Origin of the sequence: Zunongwangia atlantica 22II14-10F7, from assembly GCF_002094855.1 — a bacterium.
GTDB lineage: Bacteria > Bacteroidota > Bacteroidia > Flavobacteriales > Flavobacteriaceae > Zunongwangia > Zunongwangia atlantica.
In genome coordinates, this window is sequence record NZ_ARYN01000007.1 from 102,656 (window position 1) to 119,352 (window position 16,697).

17 protein-coding genes are annotated in these 16,697 nt (G+C 36.6%); 6 read left to right on the forward strand and 11 right to left on the reverse strand.

Annotated features, from left to right (window positions below; translation table 11 throughout):
- A complete protein-coding gene (ctlX, locus tag IIF7_RS08915; protein WP_084841336.1) occupies positions 1 to 927 on the forward strand; it encodes a citrulline utilization hydrolase CtlX in 927 nt (308 codons plus the stop codon).
- On the opposite strand, the gene IIF7_RS08920 is transcribed toward ctlX, so the two are convergent.
- Both IIF7_RS08920 and IIF7_RS08925 read right to left on the reverse strand, forming a co-directional pair.
- On the reverse strand, positions 922 to 2,448 hold the full coding sequence (locus tag IIF7_RS08920; RefSeq protein WP_245801596.1) for a BCCT family transporter: 1,527 nt from the start codon (positions 2,446 to 2,448) through the stop codon (positions 922 to 924). The two genes, ctlX and IIF7_RS08920, sit on opposite strands and share 6 nt — an antisense overlap.
- Positions 2,417 to 3,862 carry an SDR family oxidoreductase gene (locus IIF7_RS08925; protein WP_084841337.1) on the reverse strand — a complete coding sequence of 482 codons (1,446 nt, stop codon included), beginning with the start codon at positions 3,860 to 3,862 and terminating at the stop codon, positions 2,417 to 2,419. Before IIF7_RS08925 ends, IIF7_RS08920 begins: the two co-directional genes overlap by 32 nt.
- Positions 3,863 to 3,947: 85 nt before the next feature.
- Here IIF7_RS08925 and IIF7_RS08930 point away from each other — a divergent pair, with 85 nt between their 5' ends.
- Positions 3,948 to 4,151, forward strand: a complete 204-nt coding sequence (locus IIF7_RS08930; protein ID WP_084841338.1) for a hypothetical protein — start codon at positions 3,948 to 3,950, stop codon at positions 4,149 to 4,151.
- 6 nt (positions 4,152 to 4,157) lie between these two features.
- Here IIF7_RS08930 and IIF7_RS08935 read toward each other — a convergent pair whose 3' ends face one another.
- Both IIF7_RS08935 and IIF7_RS08940 read right to left on the reverse strand, forming a co-directional pair.
- Positions 4,158 to 4,793 carry a MarC family protein gene (locus IIF7_RS08935; protein WP_084841339.1) on the reverse strand — a complete coding sequence of 212 codons (636 nt, stop codon included), beginning with the start codon at positions 4,791 to 4,793 and terminating at the stop codon, positions 4,158 to 4,160.
- A 167-nt stretch (positions 4,794 to 4,960) separates the two neighbouring features.
- Positions 4,961 to 5,386, reverse strand: a complete 426-nt coding sequence (locus tag IIF7_RS08940; RefSeq protein ID WP_084841340.1) for a hypothetical protein — start codon at positions 5,384 to 5,386, stop codon at positions 4,961 to 4,963.
- Positions 5,387 to 5,644: 258 nt separating this feature from the next.
- Between IIF7_RS08940 and argS the strand changes: the two genes are divergently transcribed.
- The 4 genes from argS to IIF7_RS08960 all read left to right on the forward strand — a co-directional run bounded on the left by argS (position 5,645) and on the right by IIF7_RS08960 (position 10,314).
- Positions 5,645 to 7,423, forward strand: coding sequence for an arginine--tRNA ligase (gene argS / locus IIF7_RS08945; RefSeq protein WP_084841341.1), 1,779 nt, complete (start codon positions 5,645 to 5,647; stop codon positions 7,421 to 7,423).
- 206 nt (positions 7,424 to 7,629) lie between these two features.
- Complete coding sequence (gene ffh, locus IIF7_RS08950; RefSeq protein ID WP_084841342.1) at positions 7,630 to 8,958, forward strand: signal recognition particle protein; 1,329 nt, start codon at positions 7,630 to 7,632, stop codon at positions 8,956 to 8,958.
- Between the two features lie 57 nt (positions 8,959 to 9,015).
- A complete protein-coding gene (locus IIF7_RS08955; RefSeq protein ID WP_084841343.1) occupies positions 9,016 to 9,384 on the forward strand; it encodes a four helix bundle protein in 369 nt (122 codons plus the stop codon).
- Between the two features lie 36 nt (positions 9,385 to 9,420).
- Positions 9,421 to 10,314, forward strand: coding sequence for a bifunctional 5,10-methylenetetrahydrofolate dehydrogenase/5,10-methenyltetrahydrofolate cyclohydrolase (locus IIF7_RS08960; RefSeq protein ID WP_084841344.1), 894 nt, complete (start codon positions 9,421 to 9,423; stop codon positions 10,312 to 10,314).
- Positions 10,315 to 10,446: 132 nt separating this feature from the next.
- Here the strand turns inward: IIF7_RS08960 and IIF7_RS08965 are convergent, their stop codons facing one another.
- The 7 genes from IIF7_RS08965 to IIF7_RS08995 all read right to left on the reverse strand — a co-directional run bounded on the left by IIF7_RS08965 (position 10,447) and on the right by IIF7_RS08995 (position 16,683).
- The gene (locus IIF7_RS08965) at positions 10,447 to 11,196 is read right to left on the reverse strand and encodes a succinate dehydrogenase/fumarate reductase iron-sulfur subunit (protein WP_084841345.1); all 750 of its coding nucleotides are present in this window, start codon (positions 11,194 to 11,196) and stop codon (positions 10,447 to 10,449) included.
- 44 nt (positions 11,197 to 11,240) lie between these two features.
- Positions 11,241 to 13,166, reverse strand: a complete 1,926-nt coding sequence (locus IIF7_RS08970) for a fumarate reductase/succinate dehydrogenase flavoprotein subunit (RefSeq protein WP_084841346.1) — start codon at positions 13,164 to 13,166, stop codon at positions 11,241 to 11,243.
- A 3-nt stretch (positions 13,167 to 13,169) separates the two neighbouring features.
- Complete coding sequence (locus tag IIF7_RS08975; RefSeq protein WP_084841347.1) at positions 13,170 to 13,838, reverse strand: succinate dehydrogenase cytochrome b subunit; 669 nt, start codon at positions 13,836 to 13,838, stop codon at positions 13,170 to 13,172.
- Positions 13,839 to 14,537: 699 nt separating this feature from the next.
- Positions 14,538 to 14,936, reverse strand: coding sequence for a YkvA family protein (locus IIF7_RS08980; protein ID WP_084841348.1), 399 nt, complete (start codon positions 14,934 to 14,936; stop codon positions 14,538 to 14,540).
- A gap of 28 nt (positions 14,937 to 14,964) precedes the next feature.
- On the reverse strand, positions 14,965 to 15,984 hold the full coding sequence (locus IIF7_RS08985; protein ID WP_084841349.1) for an AI-2E family transporter: 1,020 nt from the start codon (positions 15,982 to 15,984) through the stop codon (positions 14,965 to 14,967).
- 38 nt (positions 15,985 to 16,022) lie between these two features.
- Entirely contained in the window at positions 16,023 to 16,445 is a 423-nt protein-coding gene (locus IIF7_RS08990; protein ID WP_084841350.1) for a VOC family protein, read from the reverse strand.
- A 1-nt stretch (position 16,446) separates the two neighbouring features.
- On the reverse strand, positions 16,447 to 16,683 hold the full coding sequence (locus IIF7_RS08995) for a DUF7218 family protein (protein ID WP_084841351.1): 237 nt from the start codon (positions 16,681 to 16,683) through the stop codon (positions 16,447 to 16,449).
- Positions 16,684 to 16,697: the final 14 nt, after the last annotated feature.

The window sequence follows — 16,697 nt, forward strand, 5'->3', positions numbered from 1 at the left end:
ATGAAACAGATTACAGATACCGTTTTAATGGTGCGTCCAGTAGCTTTTAGAATGAATGAAGAGACGGCGGTAAATAATTATTTTCAGAAAAACCTAAAAGGGAAAGATGTAAATACAGAAGCGAAGGCCGAGTTTGATGCTTTTGTAGCTAAACTGAAAAGTGTTGGGGTAAAGGTCGTAGTTGTAGATGATGTTGCTGAAGACAATACGCCAGATTCCATTTTCCCGAATAACTGGGTATCTTTTCATGAAAATGGAGAGATCGCATTGTATCCTATGTTTGCTGAAAATCGACGAAAGGAGCGTCGATTAGATTATTTTGCGAATCTTGAAGAAGAAGGCTTTAAAATCACCAATATCGTCGATTATACTTCTGCAGAAGATGATGATATTTTTCTTGAAGGTACAGGAAGTTTAATCTTAGATCGTGAAAACGAAAAAGCTTATTGTGCATTATCACCAAGAGCTGATGAGGATCTTTTGATCGAATTTTGTGAAGATTTTGAATTTACTCCGGTAATTTTTAATGCGTATCAAACAGTAGAAGGGAAGCGAAAGCAAATTTATCACACTAACGTGATGATGTGTGTTGCTGAAGAGTTTGCTGTAATTTGTCTGGATTCTATAGATGATGCGAAAGAACGTAAAAATGTGCTGAAGCATTTAAAGCAGGATCATAAAGAATTGATAGTTATTTCTGAAGAGCAAATGCATCAATTCGCAGGGAATATGCTGCAGGTTCGTGGTGCTTTTGATAAAAAGTATTTGGTAATGAGCGAGCGTGCTCACCAAAGTTTAACGCCAGATCAGGTAGCGAAGATCGAAAAGTATTCAGAGATTTTAAGTAGTGATCTTAACGTGATCGAAACCTGTGGTGGCGGTAGTGCAAGATGTATGCTTGCTGAGGTTTTCTTGCCAAAATCATAGTCTTTTCTTTCGAATTTCGATAACGAATAGAAGCATCATTATTGCCGTGAAAACGGCAAAGGGGAGTGAACCAATGATCAGGAATTTTTGCATGGCGTCTAAAACGTCGTTTTCTGGTTTTACATTTCCCAATAGAATAATAGCTTCAGAAAAAATAAGAATCAATACCGCCCAAACCAGGCGGTATTTCTTTTTAGGATTTTCATTGCCTTTATCGCTAAACATACTTAACACATAGATAGCCGAATCTACCGAGGTCACCAAAAAGCTAATCAGCAATAGAACGGTCACGATATTTGTAATATTAGAAAGCGGAAAATATTCGAGGAAATTAAAGATCGACGTAAACACGTTGCTGAACTCTCCATCGTAACTCGGCATATTTTCAATAAGATGAAATGAAGAGCCACCAAAAACACTAAACCATAAAAAGCTTCCTAGAGAAGGCAGGATTAAAACGCCCAATATCATCTCACGTATTGTACGCCCTTGTGAGATTCTTGCAATAAAAATTCCGGTGAAGGGTGCCCAGGCCAGCCAAAATGCCCAGTAATAATATGTCCAGTCGGTTAAAAATTGTTTTCCGGGATTAAAATCGCCAATAGCTAAACTCAGCTGAAAAAAGTCTTTGATGTAATACCAGGTTGCCGTTAAAAATTGCTCTAAAATTTCAACAATATCGGCTTGTAGAAAAACAAAGATCAATAACGCAATAGTGCTGTAAATATTCCAGTTTGAAATTCGCTTAATTCCTTTTTCTACGCCCGCGTAAGCTGAAAAAAATGCAAGTAAACAGATTAGAAAAACTAACGCTATGACAATCCAAAGAGTTCCGGGATCTTTTGTGGTAAGATGACTAATACCACCCTCAATTTGCGTAGTTCCAAGTCCAATAGCAGCAACCAAACCAAAAACTGTGGTCAAAATCGTTAAAAGATCGATGCTTTGAGGAATTCCTTTTATTTTTTTAAGCTGAGGTAAACTGCCGCCGAGTAGAATATTGTTTTTTCGAACAAATAAAGAATAGCCAATAAAAAGAGCGAATATCCCATAGAACGCCCAGGCTGTAAATCCCCATTGATAGAAAGTAAATTCTAAAGCAATAATATCATTAGAATAACCAGTTTTTAATGGCGGATTTTGATACATATAAACCGGTTCCTGTACCGCCCGCAGTAAAATCCCTGCACCCATCCCCGCGCTATAAAGCATCGCGATCCATGATAGTCGGTCGAATTGCGGTGGAGAATTCCCTAAACGGATTCTTCCGTATTTCGAAAAGGCAATTATTAAAAGAAAAAGCACACAGGCTAAGCCCAACCATAAGTAAAACTCACCAAAAAATTCTCGTACCCAAATCGAAGCAGTGTCGATAAACGAGTAAAATTCCGCAGTAAAAGAAAAAATAAATACCGAAAAAATAAACAATATCAACCCGGCGCAATAAAACAGCGGATTGTTTTTGATTTCAGTATTAAACTTTTTAAAGTTAATTAGCGAGTTGTTTTTCAGATTTGGCATTGGCGATCTTCGTGATCATTCCATCAAAGATAAAATAATGAAATGGATACATCGAATACCAGTACATTCTTCCCAACAAACCTTTAGGTCTAAAAGTTGCTGTTTGGTGAATTATGTTATCTTCATCAATACAAAATTCTAACCAGGCTTCGCCAGGAACTTTCATTTCAGCAAACAGAAGTAATCGCTTTTCTTCCTTATCAGCTAAAAGAACGCGCCAAAAATCTAAAGAATCTCCGGGAGCAAGTTCTGTAGGATGCGTACGACCGCGACGCAAACCAACTCCGCCTGCAACTTTATCCAGGTAGCCTCTAATTTTCCAAAGCCAGTTTCCGTAATACCACCCATTAAGTCCGCCGATAGACCAAATTCGTTTCAAAGCCTCTTCAGAATTATCGGTTTTCTTTTGTTGCTTGTCTAAAAGACAACCATAGGTAGGGACTTTTATGTATTTGTTAAGCTCTTTTTTAAATCGCCCACTGCTTAATGAATCTTTCCAGCTTGAAATTACCTGATTTTGTTCAATTTTATAGAAGGCCATTTCTATAGCTTCTCTATAAGAAATGGTTTCAATATTTAAGATTCTTGCCAATTTATCATCACGAGCGATAACTTCAACCTCCATGCTATCCACAAGATTTTGCGCTAACTTGTAAGATGTTGAGGTTACAAAATACAACCAGTACGAAGAAAGTTTTGGAGACATTACCGGTACACTCAAAATCCAAATTTTAAGTCCGCGTACTTCAGCATATTTCTCCATCATTTCCTGGTAGGTTAAAATATCTGGACCACCAATATCAAATGACTGGTCATAACATTCTTCATGACCAATTACTCCGGTTAAAAACTTGATCACATCTCTAATAGCTGTAGGCTGACATTTTGTGCGCACCCACTGCGGAGTTACCATTACCGGTAACTTTTCGCATAAATCCCGAATAATTTCGAAAGAAGAACTTCCAGAACCAACAATAATGGCAGCACGTAAAACAGTAAGATGAAAATCACCTTTATAGAGTATATCTTCAACCGCTTTACGAGATTTTAAATGCTTGGAAAGTTTATCCTGATTTACCATTCCGCTTAGGTAAATTACCTGTTTAACGCTGGTTTGGCTCATTAGTTTATTAAAGTTTTTGGCGGCTTCAGCTTCTTGACTGTCAAAATCTTTGTTATTCCCACTCATCGAATGGATCAGGTAATATGCAATATCGATATTCTTGATTTTTTCAGGAGTTTCTGAATCTTCTAAAAAATCAATTTCAACGATCTCTACCTGGTCGATCAATTCTTTGCTAGAAAACCTGTTCTTGTTGCGAACGGCACAAATTACTTCGTGTCCCTGTTCAATAAGTTCAGGCAGCAATCGCATTCCTATATAACCATTGGCACCGGTAAGTAAGATTCGCATAAAATATGGACGCTTTTAAATATTATTCTTCTCAAATTAGTATTTTAATTACTACCTTACCTTAGGATTAATAAAACTTTATAAAATGAATAACGTCCTGAAAATCTCACTTTTAGTTATTGGGATAGGATTGGTTGGATATGGTTTATATACCTTAATTTCTCCGGAAGTTTCTTTAGAAGCCGGACCTATTACGGTTGAAGCGCAAGGCGATAATACCCAATCTTATGCGATGATGGGATTTGGATTGCTGGCGCTTATTGCTGGTCTTGCTTTTGGAAAGCGTTAAACAAAATTAATTATTGCTGAAGGTAATTCCCAGAACCGTCATTACTGAAGAGCTTATATATTCTATCCCGATCGCAATTACTATAAATCCTATAATTCTTGAAATCGCGTTTATTCCTGAAGCGCCTAGATATTTAGCGATATAGTGTGCACTTTTCAGCATTAAAAAAGTTGAAAGACATACGGCGAAAATCGCTAAAATCGTGATCAGTTTTTCAGAAGTTAAACTGTAATCCTCATACATCCCGATTAAAAGAGAAATCGAGCCCGGCCCAGCAAGCATTGGGATCGCAAGCGGAGTTAAAGAAATACCTTCACGTTGGTGCGCATCATCTTTCACACGTTCATTCATTCCTTTGTGTTTGGAAAACGACCCGGTAAGCAATGCAAATCCAGAAGTTACGATAATTAAGCCGCCGGCGATACGCAAAGATTCGATACTTATCCCGAAGAATTGTAAAATATACCTACCGCTAAAAAAGCAGATCGTAAGAATTACAAAAATATTGATTGCCGTAAGCAGTGAAGTCTTGGAGCGTTCTTTTGCGGTGTCTTCGGTAGTTAATCCTACGAAAATAGGAATAGTGCCAAGCGGATTGATCACCGAAAATAAAGCCGCAAAAACATAGATAAACAGATCCATAATTTTTTCGGCAAATATGCGCCAAGTGCAATCTCTGGATATTAAATAAAAATTAGCCTTAGATTATCAAAAATCGATATTTAAAGCGGCAATGTTAAGTGAGTTTCAAGAGACAATAATCAGTAAACAATTATCAATTCGCCGTCTTTGCATTATTTAAATCTAACTTATAGATCTTCGATACGAGTAGGAGCATTCTGGCCTCTATAATCGATTAGTTTTTTAAAGAAATCATGCACATTTTGATCTTTAGCTTCTACTTTAATAAAATAATTGTCACGATAAATCGAATATTCCTGGGCTTTACCTTTATAAATTTTTAATTTCCAAAAAGGAATCACCAAAGCATAAGTTTCTAACAGGGATCTAAATCTTACGATAATTCCGTTAGGTCTAATTTCGATATTGCAGGTATTTCGGTTGTTATCTAAGACCAGTAAATTATGGATGTCTATGCTAACCGATGTGATTATTAAGCGTGGCGATCCACTACCTTTCAATTTAAATCGATCTACAAGAGTTAGGGTTTTACCAACTTCACGATCGATCTTCTCTTTAATGTCTGGATTATTATAAGAAACATTCAGTAGCATTTTTTTCTTTTAAGATAAGAAACTTCCGGCAGTTAGCAGTTAATTACCTCTGTTTGATTCAAATTAAAGGATTTGCAATACAAGCTTTAGCTTAAAGCTCAATTTCTGTTATCTTTGCAGCGTTTTTATAAGCTACTTTGGTTATTCTCTTAGTGGTTTTAAGAAACAAGGAAGTTTAAATGTTTTCGATTATTGTTGATATTGGAGCTTTCAGGCTTAAAATTTTAATCTCACTAAGTGAGTGAAAAACAAGAAATAATGAATATTCAGGAAATGCTAACTGCCTACGTAAAAGACGCAGTGCAAAATATTTACGATGTAACTCTGGAAACGGTAGAATTTCAGCCAACAAGAAAAGATTTTGAGGGCGATATTACTGTGGTTTGTTTCCCAATGTTAAGACAGGTAAAAACCAATCCCGTAAAACTTGGCGAAGAAATAGGGAATTACCTGCAGGAACACGTAACTATTGTTAACCGCTTTAATGTGGTAAAAGGATTTTTGAATATCGTTCTTAACGATGCCTATTACCTTGATTTTTTCAATGAGATTAAGAATGATGTAGATTATGGTTTTGTAAAAGATGTAGAAGATGCCAGAAAGATCATGGTAGAATATTCATCTCCAAACACTAATAAACCACTTCATCTAGGCCATATTCGTAATAATTTATTAGGATTTTCAGTTGCTGAAATTTTAGAAGCTGCCGGTAATAAAGTCTATAAAACACAGATTATTAACGACCGTGGAATCCATATCTGTAAATCGATGCTGGCATGGCAACGTTTTGGAAATGGCGAAACACCAGAATCTACCGGGTTAAAAGGAGATAAGCTGGTTGGTAATTATTATGTGAAGTTCGACCAGGAATATAAAAAGGAAATAGAACAGTTAATTGCTGAAGGTAAAACCGAAAAAGAGGCAAAAGCTGAAGCACCCATTTTATTAGAAGCTAAGAAAATGCTTCGTAAGTGGGAAGCTGGGGATAAAGATGTTGTAGAACTTTGGAAAACCATGAACCAATGGGTTTACGATGGTTTTGAAGAAACTTATAAAGCACTTGGCGTAGATTTCGATAAGAATTATTACGAAAGTGACACGTATCTTTTAGGAAAAGATGTAGTAAATAAAGGTCTGGAAAACGGCGTTTTTTATAGAAAAGAAGATGGTAGCGTTTGGATCGATCTAACCGATGAAGGTTTAGATGAAAAGATCGTTTTGCGTAGTGATGGTACTGCGGTTTATATGACCCAGGATATTGGTACCGCAATTCAGCGTGTAGAAGATTTTGCTATTAACGGAATGGTTTATACCGTTGGTAACGAGCAGGATTATCATTTTAAAGTTTTATTCTTAATTCTGAAAAAGCTAGGCTTTGCCTGGGCAGAATATTTATATCATTTAAGCTACGGAATGGTTGATCTTCCTAGCGGAAAAATGAAAAGTAGGGAAGGTACTGTGGTTGATGCTGATGATCTAATCCAGGAAATGACTGAAACTGCCAGAACTATTTCTGAAGAATTAGGAAAATTAGATGGTTTAAGTGAAGAAGAAAAAGAAGAGCTTTACCGAATGATCGGTTTAGGAGCACTTAAATACTATATTTTAAAAGTAGATCCTAAAAAACGAATCTTATTTAATCCTGAAGAATCTGTAGATTTTCAGGGAAATACTGGTCCGTTTATTCAATATACACACGCCAGAATTCAGTCGATCTTAAGAAAAGCCGATTTTGAATACGAATCTCAGCTGGTAAGCGAGTATGAACTTCAGGATAAAGAAAAAGAGCTTATCAAGCAAATTCAGCTATATCCAGAAACGATTCAATTGGCGGCAGAAAATCATAGTCCGGCGCTAATTGCCAATTATACTTACGATTTGGTAAAAGAATTTAATTCATTTTATCAAAATGTCTCGATTCTTGGAGCCGAAAAGGATATGGAAAGACAATTAAGAACACAACTTTCTAAGGTGGTTGCCAATATCATTAAAAGTTCGTTTGGTTTATTAGGAATCCAGGTTCCTGATAGAATGTAAATCGAAATTTTAAAAATAGAACCAAAAAAACAAGGGCTGAAATTGTACAATTTCAGCCCTTGTTTTTTATAATTTTTTGAAAGTTCTGGATAAAATCGATTCTTAAGCAATTAGTGAGGATAAAAAACTTTTCACTTCACTACCAAATCATTAAATTTGCAAACCCGTTATCACAATGGCGGAAATCTTAAACTACAGGAAAGCATATGTTTGATAATTTAAGTGATAAGTTAGATAGTGCCTTACATGTCTTAAAAGGACATGGACAAATAACCGAAGTAAACGTTGCAGAAACGCTTAAAGAGGTGCGTCGCGCCCTTGTTGATGCCGATGTTAACTATAAAATTGCAAAAGAATTTACCAATACTGTAAAGGAAAAAGCTTTAGGTCAGAATGTATTAACTGCCTTAAAGCCCGGTCAATTAATGGTAAAGCTTGTAAAAGACGAGCTTACAGAATTGATGGGAGGCGAGGCTGCCGGAGTAAATCTTAGCGGAAATCCTTCAGTGATTTTGATGTCTGGTTTACAGGGTAGTGGTAAAACAACTTTTTCTGGTAAGTTGGCTAACTACCTTAAAAATAAAAAAACAAAGAAACCACTTTTAGTGGCCTGTGATGTTTACCGTCCTGCAGCGATTAACCAGTTGCATGTAGTAGGAGAGCAGATTGGTGTTGAGGTTTTTAGTGATGAGGGGAATCAGGATCCTGTGGCAATTTCTAAAGCTGCAATTGCACATGCTAAAGAAAATGGTCACAATGTAGTGATTATCGATACCGCTGGTCGTCTTGCTGTAGATGAAGCGATGATGACCGAAATTTCAAACATTCACACTGCCATAGAACCTCACGAGACTTTGTTCGTAGTAGATTCAATGACGGGACAGGATGCGGTAAATACAGCTAAAGCATTTAATGATCGTTTAAATTTCGACGGAGTAATTCTAACTAAATTAGATGGAGATACTCGTGGTGGTGCGGCGATTTCAATTAAATCTGTAGTAAATAAGCCTATTAAATTTATTGGTACAGGGGAGAAAATGGACGCTATCGATGTGTTCTATCCTTCTCGTATGGCTGATAGGATCTTAGGGATGGGAGACGTTGTGTCTCTTGTAGAGCGTGCACAGGAACAATATGATGAAGAGGAAGCGAGAAAACTTCAGAAGAAAATCGCTAAAAACGCCTTTGGTTTTGATGATTTCTTAAAGCAACTTCAGCAGATCAAAAAAATGGGATCTATGAAAGATCTTCTTGGAATGATCCCTGGAGCTGGTAAAATGCTTAAAGATGTAGATATCGACGATGATGCTTTTAAAGGTATCGAAGCGATTATCCATTCGATGACGCCAGATGAAAGAAGTACGCCAAAAATCATTAATTCTAGTAGAAAGAAGAGAATCGCAAAGGGATCTGGAACTTCTGTACAGGAAGTGAATCAGTTGTTGAAGCAATTCAACCAGATGGGTAAAATGATGAAGATGATGCAGGGAGGCGGTGGCCGCCAGATGATGAATATGATGAAAGGAATGCGTTAATTCAGTTAGCGCTAATGCAGTCTCAGTAGGCAGTAAAAAGTTTTAATTTTTGAAATTATGGATTTTAGATCTTTAATTGTTTATCAAAAAGCTTTTGCACTGGATATGCGGATTTTTGAAGAATCTAAATCATTTCCTGCTGAAGAAAGGTATTCACTTACAGATCAAACAAGAAGAAGTTCCAGATCGGTATGTGCAATTATTGCTGAAGCTTATAGAAAACGTAAATATCCAAAACATTTTATAAGTAAGCTGTCAGACTGTGATGCAGAAAATGCAGAAACACAAACCTGGATAGATTTTGCATATTCTTGTGCTTATATTTCTAAAGAAACTAAGAACGAGTTTTTAGAAGCGAGTCAGGAAATAGGACGTTTATTAAATTTCATGATAAATAATCCCGGAAAGTTTGGCGCGGGAGATTAATCTGCCAACTGCTATTGCAAACTGATAACTGTAATAATGACAATTTTAGACGGTAAAAAAGTAAGTAACGATATCAAAAACGAGATCGCTGCTGAAGTTGAAAAAATGAAGCAGCGTGGTGAAAAAGTGCCACATCTTGCTGCTATTATTGTAGGAAATGATGGGGCAAGTAAAACTTACGTAAATAGCAAGGTAAAGGCTTGTGAAAGAGTAGGTTTTGAGTCTTCACTTTTCAGAATGTCATCTACCATTAGCGAGATCGAACTTTTAGATAAGATCGAAGAGCTAAACCAAAATGATGATATCGATGGCTTTATCGTTCAGTTGCCATTACCACCGCAAATCGATACGCAAAAAGTTTTAAATGCTGTAGATCCAGATAAAGATGTAGATGGTTTCCATCCTACTAATTTTGGAAAAATGGCATTGGATATGACGACTTTTATTCCGGCAACACCATTCGGGATTTTAGAGCTTTTGGAGCGCTATGATATTCCTACTAAAGGTAAGCATACCGTTGTAATTGGTAGAAGTTATATCGTAGGTCGCCCAATGAGTATTTTAATGGGAAGAAGTGGTTTCCCAGGAAACTCAACCGTAACACTTACGCACGAATTCACTAAAAACATTACCCAAATCACTTCTCAGGCCGATATTATTATCATTGCGGTAGGAATTCCAGATTTCTTAAAAGGAGAAATGATTAAGGATGATGCGGTGATTATTGATGTTGGGATTACTCGTGTACCCGATGATAATGCTGAAAAAGGCTATATTATTAAAGGAGATGTAGATTTTGAAAATGTAAGCAAAAGAGCTTCATTTATCACTCCGGTTCCTGGTGGAGTAGGACCAATGACGGTTTCTATGTTGCTTAAGAATACCTTACTTGCAAGAGAACGTCACAGACAAAGAAAAGAAAGCAAATAATACGTTTGTAGTCTTAAATAATAAAACCTCACATCTTCTAAATGTGAGGTTTTTTGTTTTCTGAAATTTATGTTCAATTTCAGTATAAAAAAAGATGTTCAAAATATCGAAAATCGACTTATAGTTCAGTCTTTATTTTTTTACTAATAGTTTCGATTTGTTGTATTCAAAATTCATTCTGGCAATATTTAATACTGAAATGTTCTCCGGGCATTCTACCTGGCAGGCTTCTGTATTACTACAATGGCCAAAGCCTTCTTTTTCCATTTGTTCTACCATTTCAGCAACACGTTTATGCGTTTCTTTCTGGCCTTGTGGTAAAAGTTCTAAATGAGTGATCTTCGCTCCGGTAAACAAAGCAGCACTAGAATTTTTGCAACTCGCAACACAAGCACCGCAACCAATACAGGCGGCAGCATCGAATGCAGCTTCAGCTTCCTCGTAAGTAATCGGAATACTGTTGGCTTCTGGAGCCTGGCCAGTGTCTACAGAAACAAATCCACCTGAAGTTATAATTCGGTCTAAAGAAGAGCGGTCTACTTTTAAATCCCTAACGATTGGGAAAGCTTCAGCTTTAAAAGGTTCTACATAAATGGTATCCCCATCTTTAAAAGATCGCATGTGCAGCTGGCAGGTGGTGGTATTTTTTAATGGCCCATGGGCAATTCCATTAATCATAACACCGCATTGCCCGCAAATTCCCTCACGGCAATCATGATCAAATTCTACAGGTCTTTCTCCCTGTTTTACCAATTTAAGGTTTAGGGTATCCAGCATTTCGAGAAAAGACATGTCTTTATTTACATCTTCAACGGTGTAATCTTTAAAACTTCCTTTGCTGAGATTATCTTTTTGGCGCCATATTTTTAAATATATTTTCATCAGAATACATTTTAGTGGTTAAAATTTACAATTATGAAGCTTGGTTATTTGTAGCTTCTAACTGTAGGTTTTACGAATTCAAAAATTAGTGGTTCTTTATTCAAATTTGGCTTAGAAGGATTTGTGGTCCATTCCCATGCAGCCGAATAAGAGAAGTTCTCGTCATCACGTTTTGCTTCTCCATCTTCAGTTTGATATTCTTGCCTAAAATGAGCGCCACAAGATTCGTCACGTTGTAGTGCATCGATACACATTAACTCGGCTACTTCAAGATAATCTGCAACCCGGCCGGCTTTTTCCAGTTCGCTATTTACTTCAGCAGCATCCCCGGGAACGATCAAATTGGATTTGAATTCTTTTCTTAATTTCTGAATATTTTCGATCGCTTTTTCCAGACCCTTTTTAGAACGTGACAGTCCGCATTTATCGTAAAGTTCTCTTCCCAGTTCTTTGTGGAATTCTTCTGCTGTTTTAGATCCTTTTGTAGTTAAAAAGCCTTCCAGTTGTTTTCTGCAATTGGCTTCAGCAATATCAAATTCTTTATGCTGAATATCGGTTTTTTGAACTTTAATTTCAGTAGCCAAATAATTAGAAAGCGTGTAAGGCAAAATGAAATAGCCATCAACGCAAGCCTGCAAAAGTGAATTTGCTCCAAGACGATTCGCCCCGTGATCTGAAAAATTAGCTTCCCCAATAGCAAAAAGTCCGTTTATACTGGTCATTAACTCATAATCTACCCATAATCCCCCCATCGAAAAGTGAGCCGCAGGCGAGATCTTCATAGGTTCATCATAGGCATTAATGCCGGTGATTTTTCGGTACATATCAAAGAGATTTCCATAACGCTCTTTAATAATATTTTTTCCATATTCTTTTAGAGCACGAGAAAAATCGAGGTAAACAGCGTTTTTAAGTGCGCCAACACCTTTACCAGCATCGATCTGTTCCTTCGCAGCCCGTGAGGCTATATCACGTGGTGCAAGATTCCCAAAAGATGGATATTTACGTTCTAAATAATAATCACGATCTTCTTCTGGGATGTCATTAGGTTTGCGTTTTTCGTTCTGATCTTTAGGAACCCAGATACGCCCATCATTCCGAAGTGATTCAGACATTAAGGTTAGTTTAGATTGATAAGGTCCACTTTGTGGTAAGGATGTCGGGTGAATTTGCGTCCAGCTGGGATTAGCCATAAAAGCTCCTTTTTTGTGCGCACGCCAAATGGCAGATGCATTACATCCCATTGCTAAAGTAGAGAGGTAATAAATCTTTCCAAAGCCACCAGTTGCCAATACTACCGCATGAGCACCATGACGCTCTATTTCTCCGGTGTCTAAATTCCGTGCAATAATTCCTTTTGCTTTGTTGTCTATTAAAACCAGATCTAGCATTTCGTGCCGAGCGTAAAGTTTTACTTTTTCAGCTTTTACCTGCCGCATTAATCCCTGGTAGGCACCCAAAAGTAATTGTTGTCCTGTTTGTCCACGAGCATAAAAAGTTCGTGAGACCTGAACACCACCAAAAGATCTATTTCTTAAGTAGCCGCCATATTCACGAGCAAAAGGAACTCCCTGTGCAATAGCCTGGTCGATTAAACTAGCAGAACATTCAGCTAATCGGTAAGTGTTGGCTTCCCGAGATCTAAAATCACCTCCTTTTAAGGTGTCGTAAAACATTCGGTATACGCTATCACCATCATTTTTGTAATTCTTAGCAGCATTTACACCACCTTGTGCAGCAACCGAGTGTGCTCTTCTTGGAGTGTCTTGAAAACAAAAACTTTTTACCTGGTATCCCATTTCAGCAAGAGAAGCTGCAGCCGATGCTCCAGAGAGCCCCGTGCCAACCACTATAATTTCCAGCTTTTTCCGGTTGTTGGGGTTAACCAGTTTCGCATGCTTTTTATAATTGCTCCATTTTTTTTCAAGTGGGCCTTCAGGTATTTTAGTGTCTAAAAAAGGCGTATGCATAACTTAATGTTTTATATAAATAATGATAGGAATGATTAGGTATCCCAGTGTGATAGCGATAGAGAAAAAATATCCAAATATTTTTACCAGTCTGGCATAAAATGGATGGTACAATCCCAGGCTTCTATGTGCGCTGGCAACACCGTGAATTAAGTGAAATCCAAGAGCGATAAAGGAAATGGAGTACAACAAAATATACCAAATATTATCAAAAGCATTTACAACAAGCGTATAAAGATCTTTATTCCCATTTTCATCAAACGGTACATTCCCAAACTTGTATTGATACCAGAAATCTTTAAAATGAATTACCAGAAAGAGAAAAATAATGATGCCTAAAAACATCATATTTCGAGATTGCCAGGAGCTTGCTCTAGATCTTCGATCTCTTGAAAGCTTTTGTCCGTTTGCCCTCTTCGACTTAATGCCAAGATAAATGGCATCTAAGGTGTGCAAAAGAATGCAGGCGTAAAGTACATAGGAAACCAGCTTAATAACGATGTTTCCTGATAAGAAGTGGCTGTATGCATTATACTGTAACTGTGCCTGTTCTTCCGGAAGCAATAATTGAAGATTCCCTAAAAGATGAATGATTAAAAAGAATGAAAGAAACAGGCCGGTTAACGCCATGAGGTTCTTTCGGGTTAGGGCATTTTTAAAATAGATGATCATTGTTGTTTGATTTTTGTAAATGTGATTCAATAAGTAGTTGTATGTTGGATTTTTGAAAATTTGATGGCACTATAAAACTGAAATTCGATGTTTTTCTACGGAATTTTAAATCTGCAATTCTTACTGAAATCGGATTCTCCTGAAAGAACAAATTGAATTGTTTCAGATAGAAATTATACTGGGAAATTTTATTGAAAATCGAGTAAAAAAAACTGAAGTTTAGCCTGGAAAATGAATAATTGCAGGTTGGCGGGCTAAGCAATATTAAAACGCCGGGAATTGTTACTGTAGCTAATAAAAACCACATAGGATGTCGAATTTAGGACATTAAAATTCGGCATTTATGGTATTAACTTTTATGATAAATATCAGACTATTGATTGATTTGAAAATATTTCAAATGTTTGTAAATGAAAATTGATGAGCTTTTTTATTCCAAAGAAAACACTCAAATTCTTAAAAAAAATAAGCTGAAAATATCGAATTTCAGCCTAAAGTATTTCAGGAATATCAGTTGGGTAAGAAACGAAGTATTAAACGAGATTTATTTAGTGGCACCGAGAAAGGCTGTAATACTCTGAGGCTTGCCTCGAAATTAAAAATTTGTTTCTAGCACATGAATGCCCCGAGGTAGTTTACTAGGCTTCGGGTTAAGTGGCTGAAGAAATTAGAGAAATTAGAGAGAGTGAGAATGGATTGTTAAGCAGTTTCATCTAGCTTAAAGTCCAGGTATTTATGAATATCAGATTCAATAAACCGAATGGCAAAAGTTATGATTGCAAAATCATCGATATAACCTAAGCCGGGAATAAAATCTGGAACTACGTCTAGAGGATTCAGAATATATAAAAATGAAAAGGCGATGGCAGCAATAGTAAACCACGGAACGTCTTTATAGATTCCTTTTCGGTAATCGTTAAGCATGGCGTACATTAATTTACCAATTTCAGTATATTTTTTTAGCATACCAGAATTGATGATTTTATCGGCAACTTCTTCCTGCGATTCAGCAGCAAGCTCTACATCACCTTCGCTAACACTCACCACTCCTTCTTTAAAGTATTCTTCGTTAACTTCTTTTTTCTTTTTGCTGAACATATTTTTAGTTTTTGTTAGTTAGTTTTAATTATAATCTGTCATTCTCGTTTCCGTATTCTTTCTTATAGATTTTAAGAATAAGTAAAAACAGGGAAACCATTAAAGGTCCAAATATTAATCCTATAAATCCAAATATCTGTACACCTACAATCACCCCTACCAGCGTTATTAATGTGTGTACTTTAGCTAATCGATCTAGAATCATTATTCTAATTAAATTATCTGTAGAGCCTACTACCACAACACCATAAATTACAAGAGCTATAGCTTGCCAGTTTTGCCCATCGGCAAATAATAGTATGGTGGTTGGTACAATACCTATAGCTGTACCAATAAAAGGAATCATAGAGCCTATTGCTGTAATTGCAAACCAAAAAAATGGGTCTGGAACCCCCAAAATTAAATATCCAATAAGTGCAATTAGTCCTTGAACAAAGGCCACTAAAGGAATCCCCAGCGCATTAGATTTTACCAGTAAATTACTCTCTTTAGCTATTGTGCTTAAGTTTGCTTTTCCAAGTGGGATATAATCGATAAGAGCTTTCTTCATTTGCTCGCGATTAATTAGCATAAAATAGAGCATAAAGTACATTAAGCCTATGGCAACAAAAACATTGAAAGTTCCTCCTGCTAAATTTTGTAGACTAGTAGATACCCAACTGGATATTGCAGAAGTATCTATTGCACTAGTAATGTCGTAACCTACATATTCTTCTAAATGTTGTAGCTGATCTTTTAATGCTGAAACAACCATTTCAGAATTATTAACCGCCTTGCCTATTTTTGAAGTAAGCATGATAATAATTCCACTTACAGGAATAAGTATCCCTATAAAAGAACCAAGCATTAGTAAGCTTGCGGCAATAGATGGTTTCCATCCTTTTTGAAGTAATTTTTCCATCCAACCGGCCATTAACACGTATAAAGTTATAGCCCCTAATATGCCAGTGAGGTAAGGAACAAGCTCGCGGAAAATTAAAATTCCCAAGAATAGAATAAGCAATAAGACAAAAATCTGCCGTACCAGAGCTGGTCTTAATTTATTCATATATGATTAGTTAGTAGTATTTGTAATATGTTTTGATTTTAGCTGGCAAAAAGCTGATCCATATTTTTAAAAGATTTAAATTCCAATGCATTGCCGCAAGGATCTTTAAAAAACATCGTAGCTTGTTCGCCAACCTGGCCTTCAAACCTAATATAAGGTTCAATAATAAAATTAATATTTTTAGACTCTAGTAATTTAGCGAATTCCTGAAATACATCCCATTCTAAAACTACACCAAAATGAGGTACCGGAACATCTTTACCGTCTACCGGATTGCTGTGTTCGCTGGCAATTTCTTCTTTTGGTTTGTAGTGAATTACCAGTTGATGCCCAAAAAAGTTGAAGTCCACCCAATGGTCACTACTTCTTCCTTCGCCGCAACCTAAGGTTTCTCTGTAAAATTTTCTACAAGCTTTTAGATCGTAAACTGGTATTGCCAGATGAAATGGTTGTACTTTCATATTAGTTATTTCTTAGTGCTTTTATTAATTCGGTTTTGGTCATTTTAGAGCGTCCTTCAATTCCCACTTTTTTAGCCTGCTGATAAAGATCTTCTTTAGTGCGATCTTCATATTTTTTAGCAGCGCCACCTTTTTCGCCAGAGTCTTCTGTATTCGCTATTCTGGCCGACTTTTCTTTACTGTAACCTTGTTCCCGTAAAGCTTCGTATTGATCCTGATTCTTTATGCGTTTCGCCATCTTTTTCTATTAAA

What these genes read in the sequence shown, in the direction of transcription:
- IIF7_RS08975 (WP_084841347.1), bottom strand. Translation starts at nt 13,838, where the DNA reads ATGATCATCTATTTTAAAAATGCCCTAACCCGAAAGAACCTCATGGCG.
- IIF7_RS08980 (WP_084841348.1), bottom strand. Translation starts at nt 14,936, where the DNA reads ATGTTCAGCAAAAAGAAAAAAGAAGTTAACGAAGAATACTTTAAAGAA.
- IIF7_RS08965 (WP_084841345.1), bottom strand. Translation starts at nt 11,196, where the DNA reads ATGAAAATATATTTAAAAATATGGCGCCAAAAAGATAATCTCAGCAAA.
- IIF7_RS08985 (WP_084841349.1), bottom strand. Translation starts at nt 15,984, where the DNA reads ATGAATAAATTAAGACCAGCTCTGGTACGGCAGATTTTTGTCTTATTG.
- ctlX (WP_084841336.1), top strand. Translation starts at nt 1, where the DNA reads ATGAAACAGATTACAGATACCGTTTTAATGGTGCGTCCAGTAGCTTTT.
- IIF7_RS08920 (WP_245801596.1), bottom strand. Translation starts at nt 2,448, where the DNA reads ATGCCAAATCTGAAAAACAACTCGCTAATTAACTTTAAAAAGTTTAAT.
- IIF7_RS08930 (WP_084841338.1), top strand. Translation starts at nt 3,948, where the DNA reads ATGAATAACGTCCTGAAAATCTCACTTTTAGTTATTGGGATAGGATTG.
- IIF7_RS08995 (WP_084841351.1), bottom strand. Translation starts at nt 16,683, where the DNA reads ATGGCGAAACGCATAAAGAATCAGGATCAATACGAAGCTTTACGGGAA.
- IIF7_RS08970 (WP_084841346.1), bottom strand. Translation starts at nt 13,166, where the DNA reads ATGCATACGCCTTTTTTAGACACTAAAATACCTGAAGGCCCACTTGAA.
- IIF7_RS08955 (WP_084841343.1), top strand. Translation starts at nt 9,016, where the DNA reads ATGGATTTTAGATCTTTAATTGTTTATCAAAAAGCTTTTGCACTGGAT.
- argS (WP_084841341.1), top strand. Translation starts at nt 5,645, where the DNA reads ATGAATATTCAGGAAATGCTAACTGCCTACGTAAAAGACGCAGTGCAA.
- ffh (WP_084841342.1), top strand. Translation starts at nt 7,630, where the DNA reads ATGTTTGATAATTTAAGTGATAAGTTAGATAGTGCCTTACATGTCTTA.
- IIF7_RS08940 (WP_084841340.1), bottom strand. Translation starts at nt 5,386, where the DNA reads ATGCTACTGAATGTTTCTTATAATAATCCAGACATTAAAGAGAAGATC.
- IIF7_RS08960 (WP_084841344.1), top strand. Translation starts at nt 9,421, where the DNA reads ATGACAATTTTAGACGGTAAAAAAGTAAGTAACGATATCAAAAACGAG.
- IIF7_RS08990 (WP_084841350.1), bottom strand. Translation starts at nt 16,445, where the DNA reads ATGAAAGTACAACCATTTCATCTGGCAATACCAGTTTACGATCTAAAA.
- IIF7_RS08925 (WP_084841337.1), bottom strand. Translation starts at nt 3,862, where the DNA reads ATGCGAATCTTACTTACCGGTGCCAATGGTTATATAGGAATGCGATTG.
- IIF7_RS08935 (WP_084841339.1), bottom strand. Translation starts at nt 4,793, where the DNA reads ATGGATCTGTTTATCTATGTTTTTGCGGCTTTATTTTCGGTGATCAAT.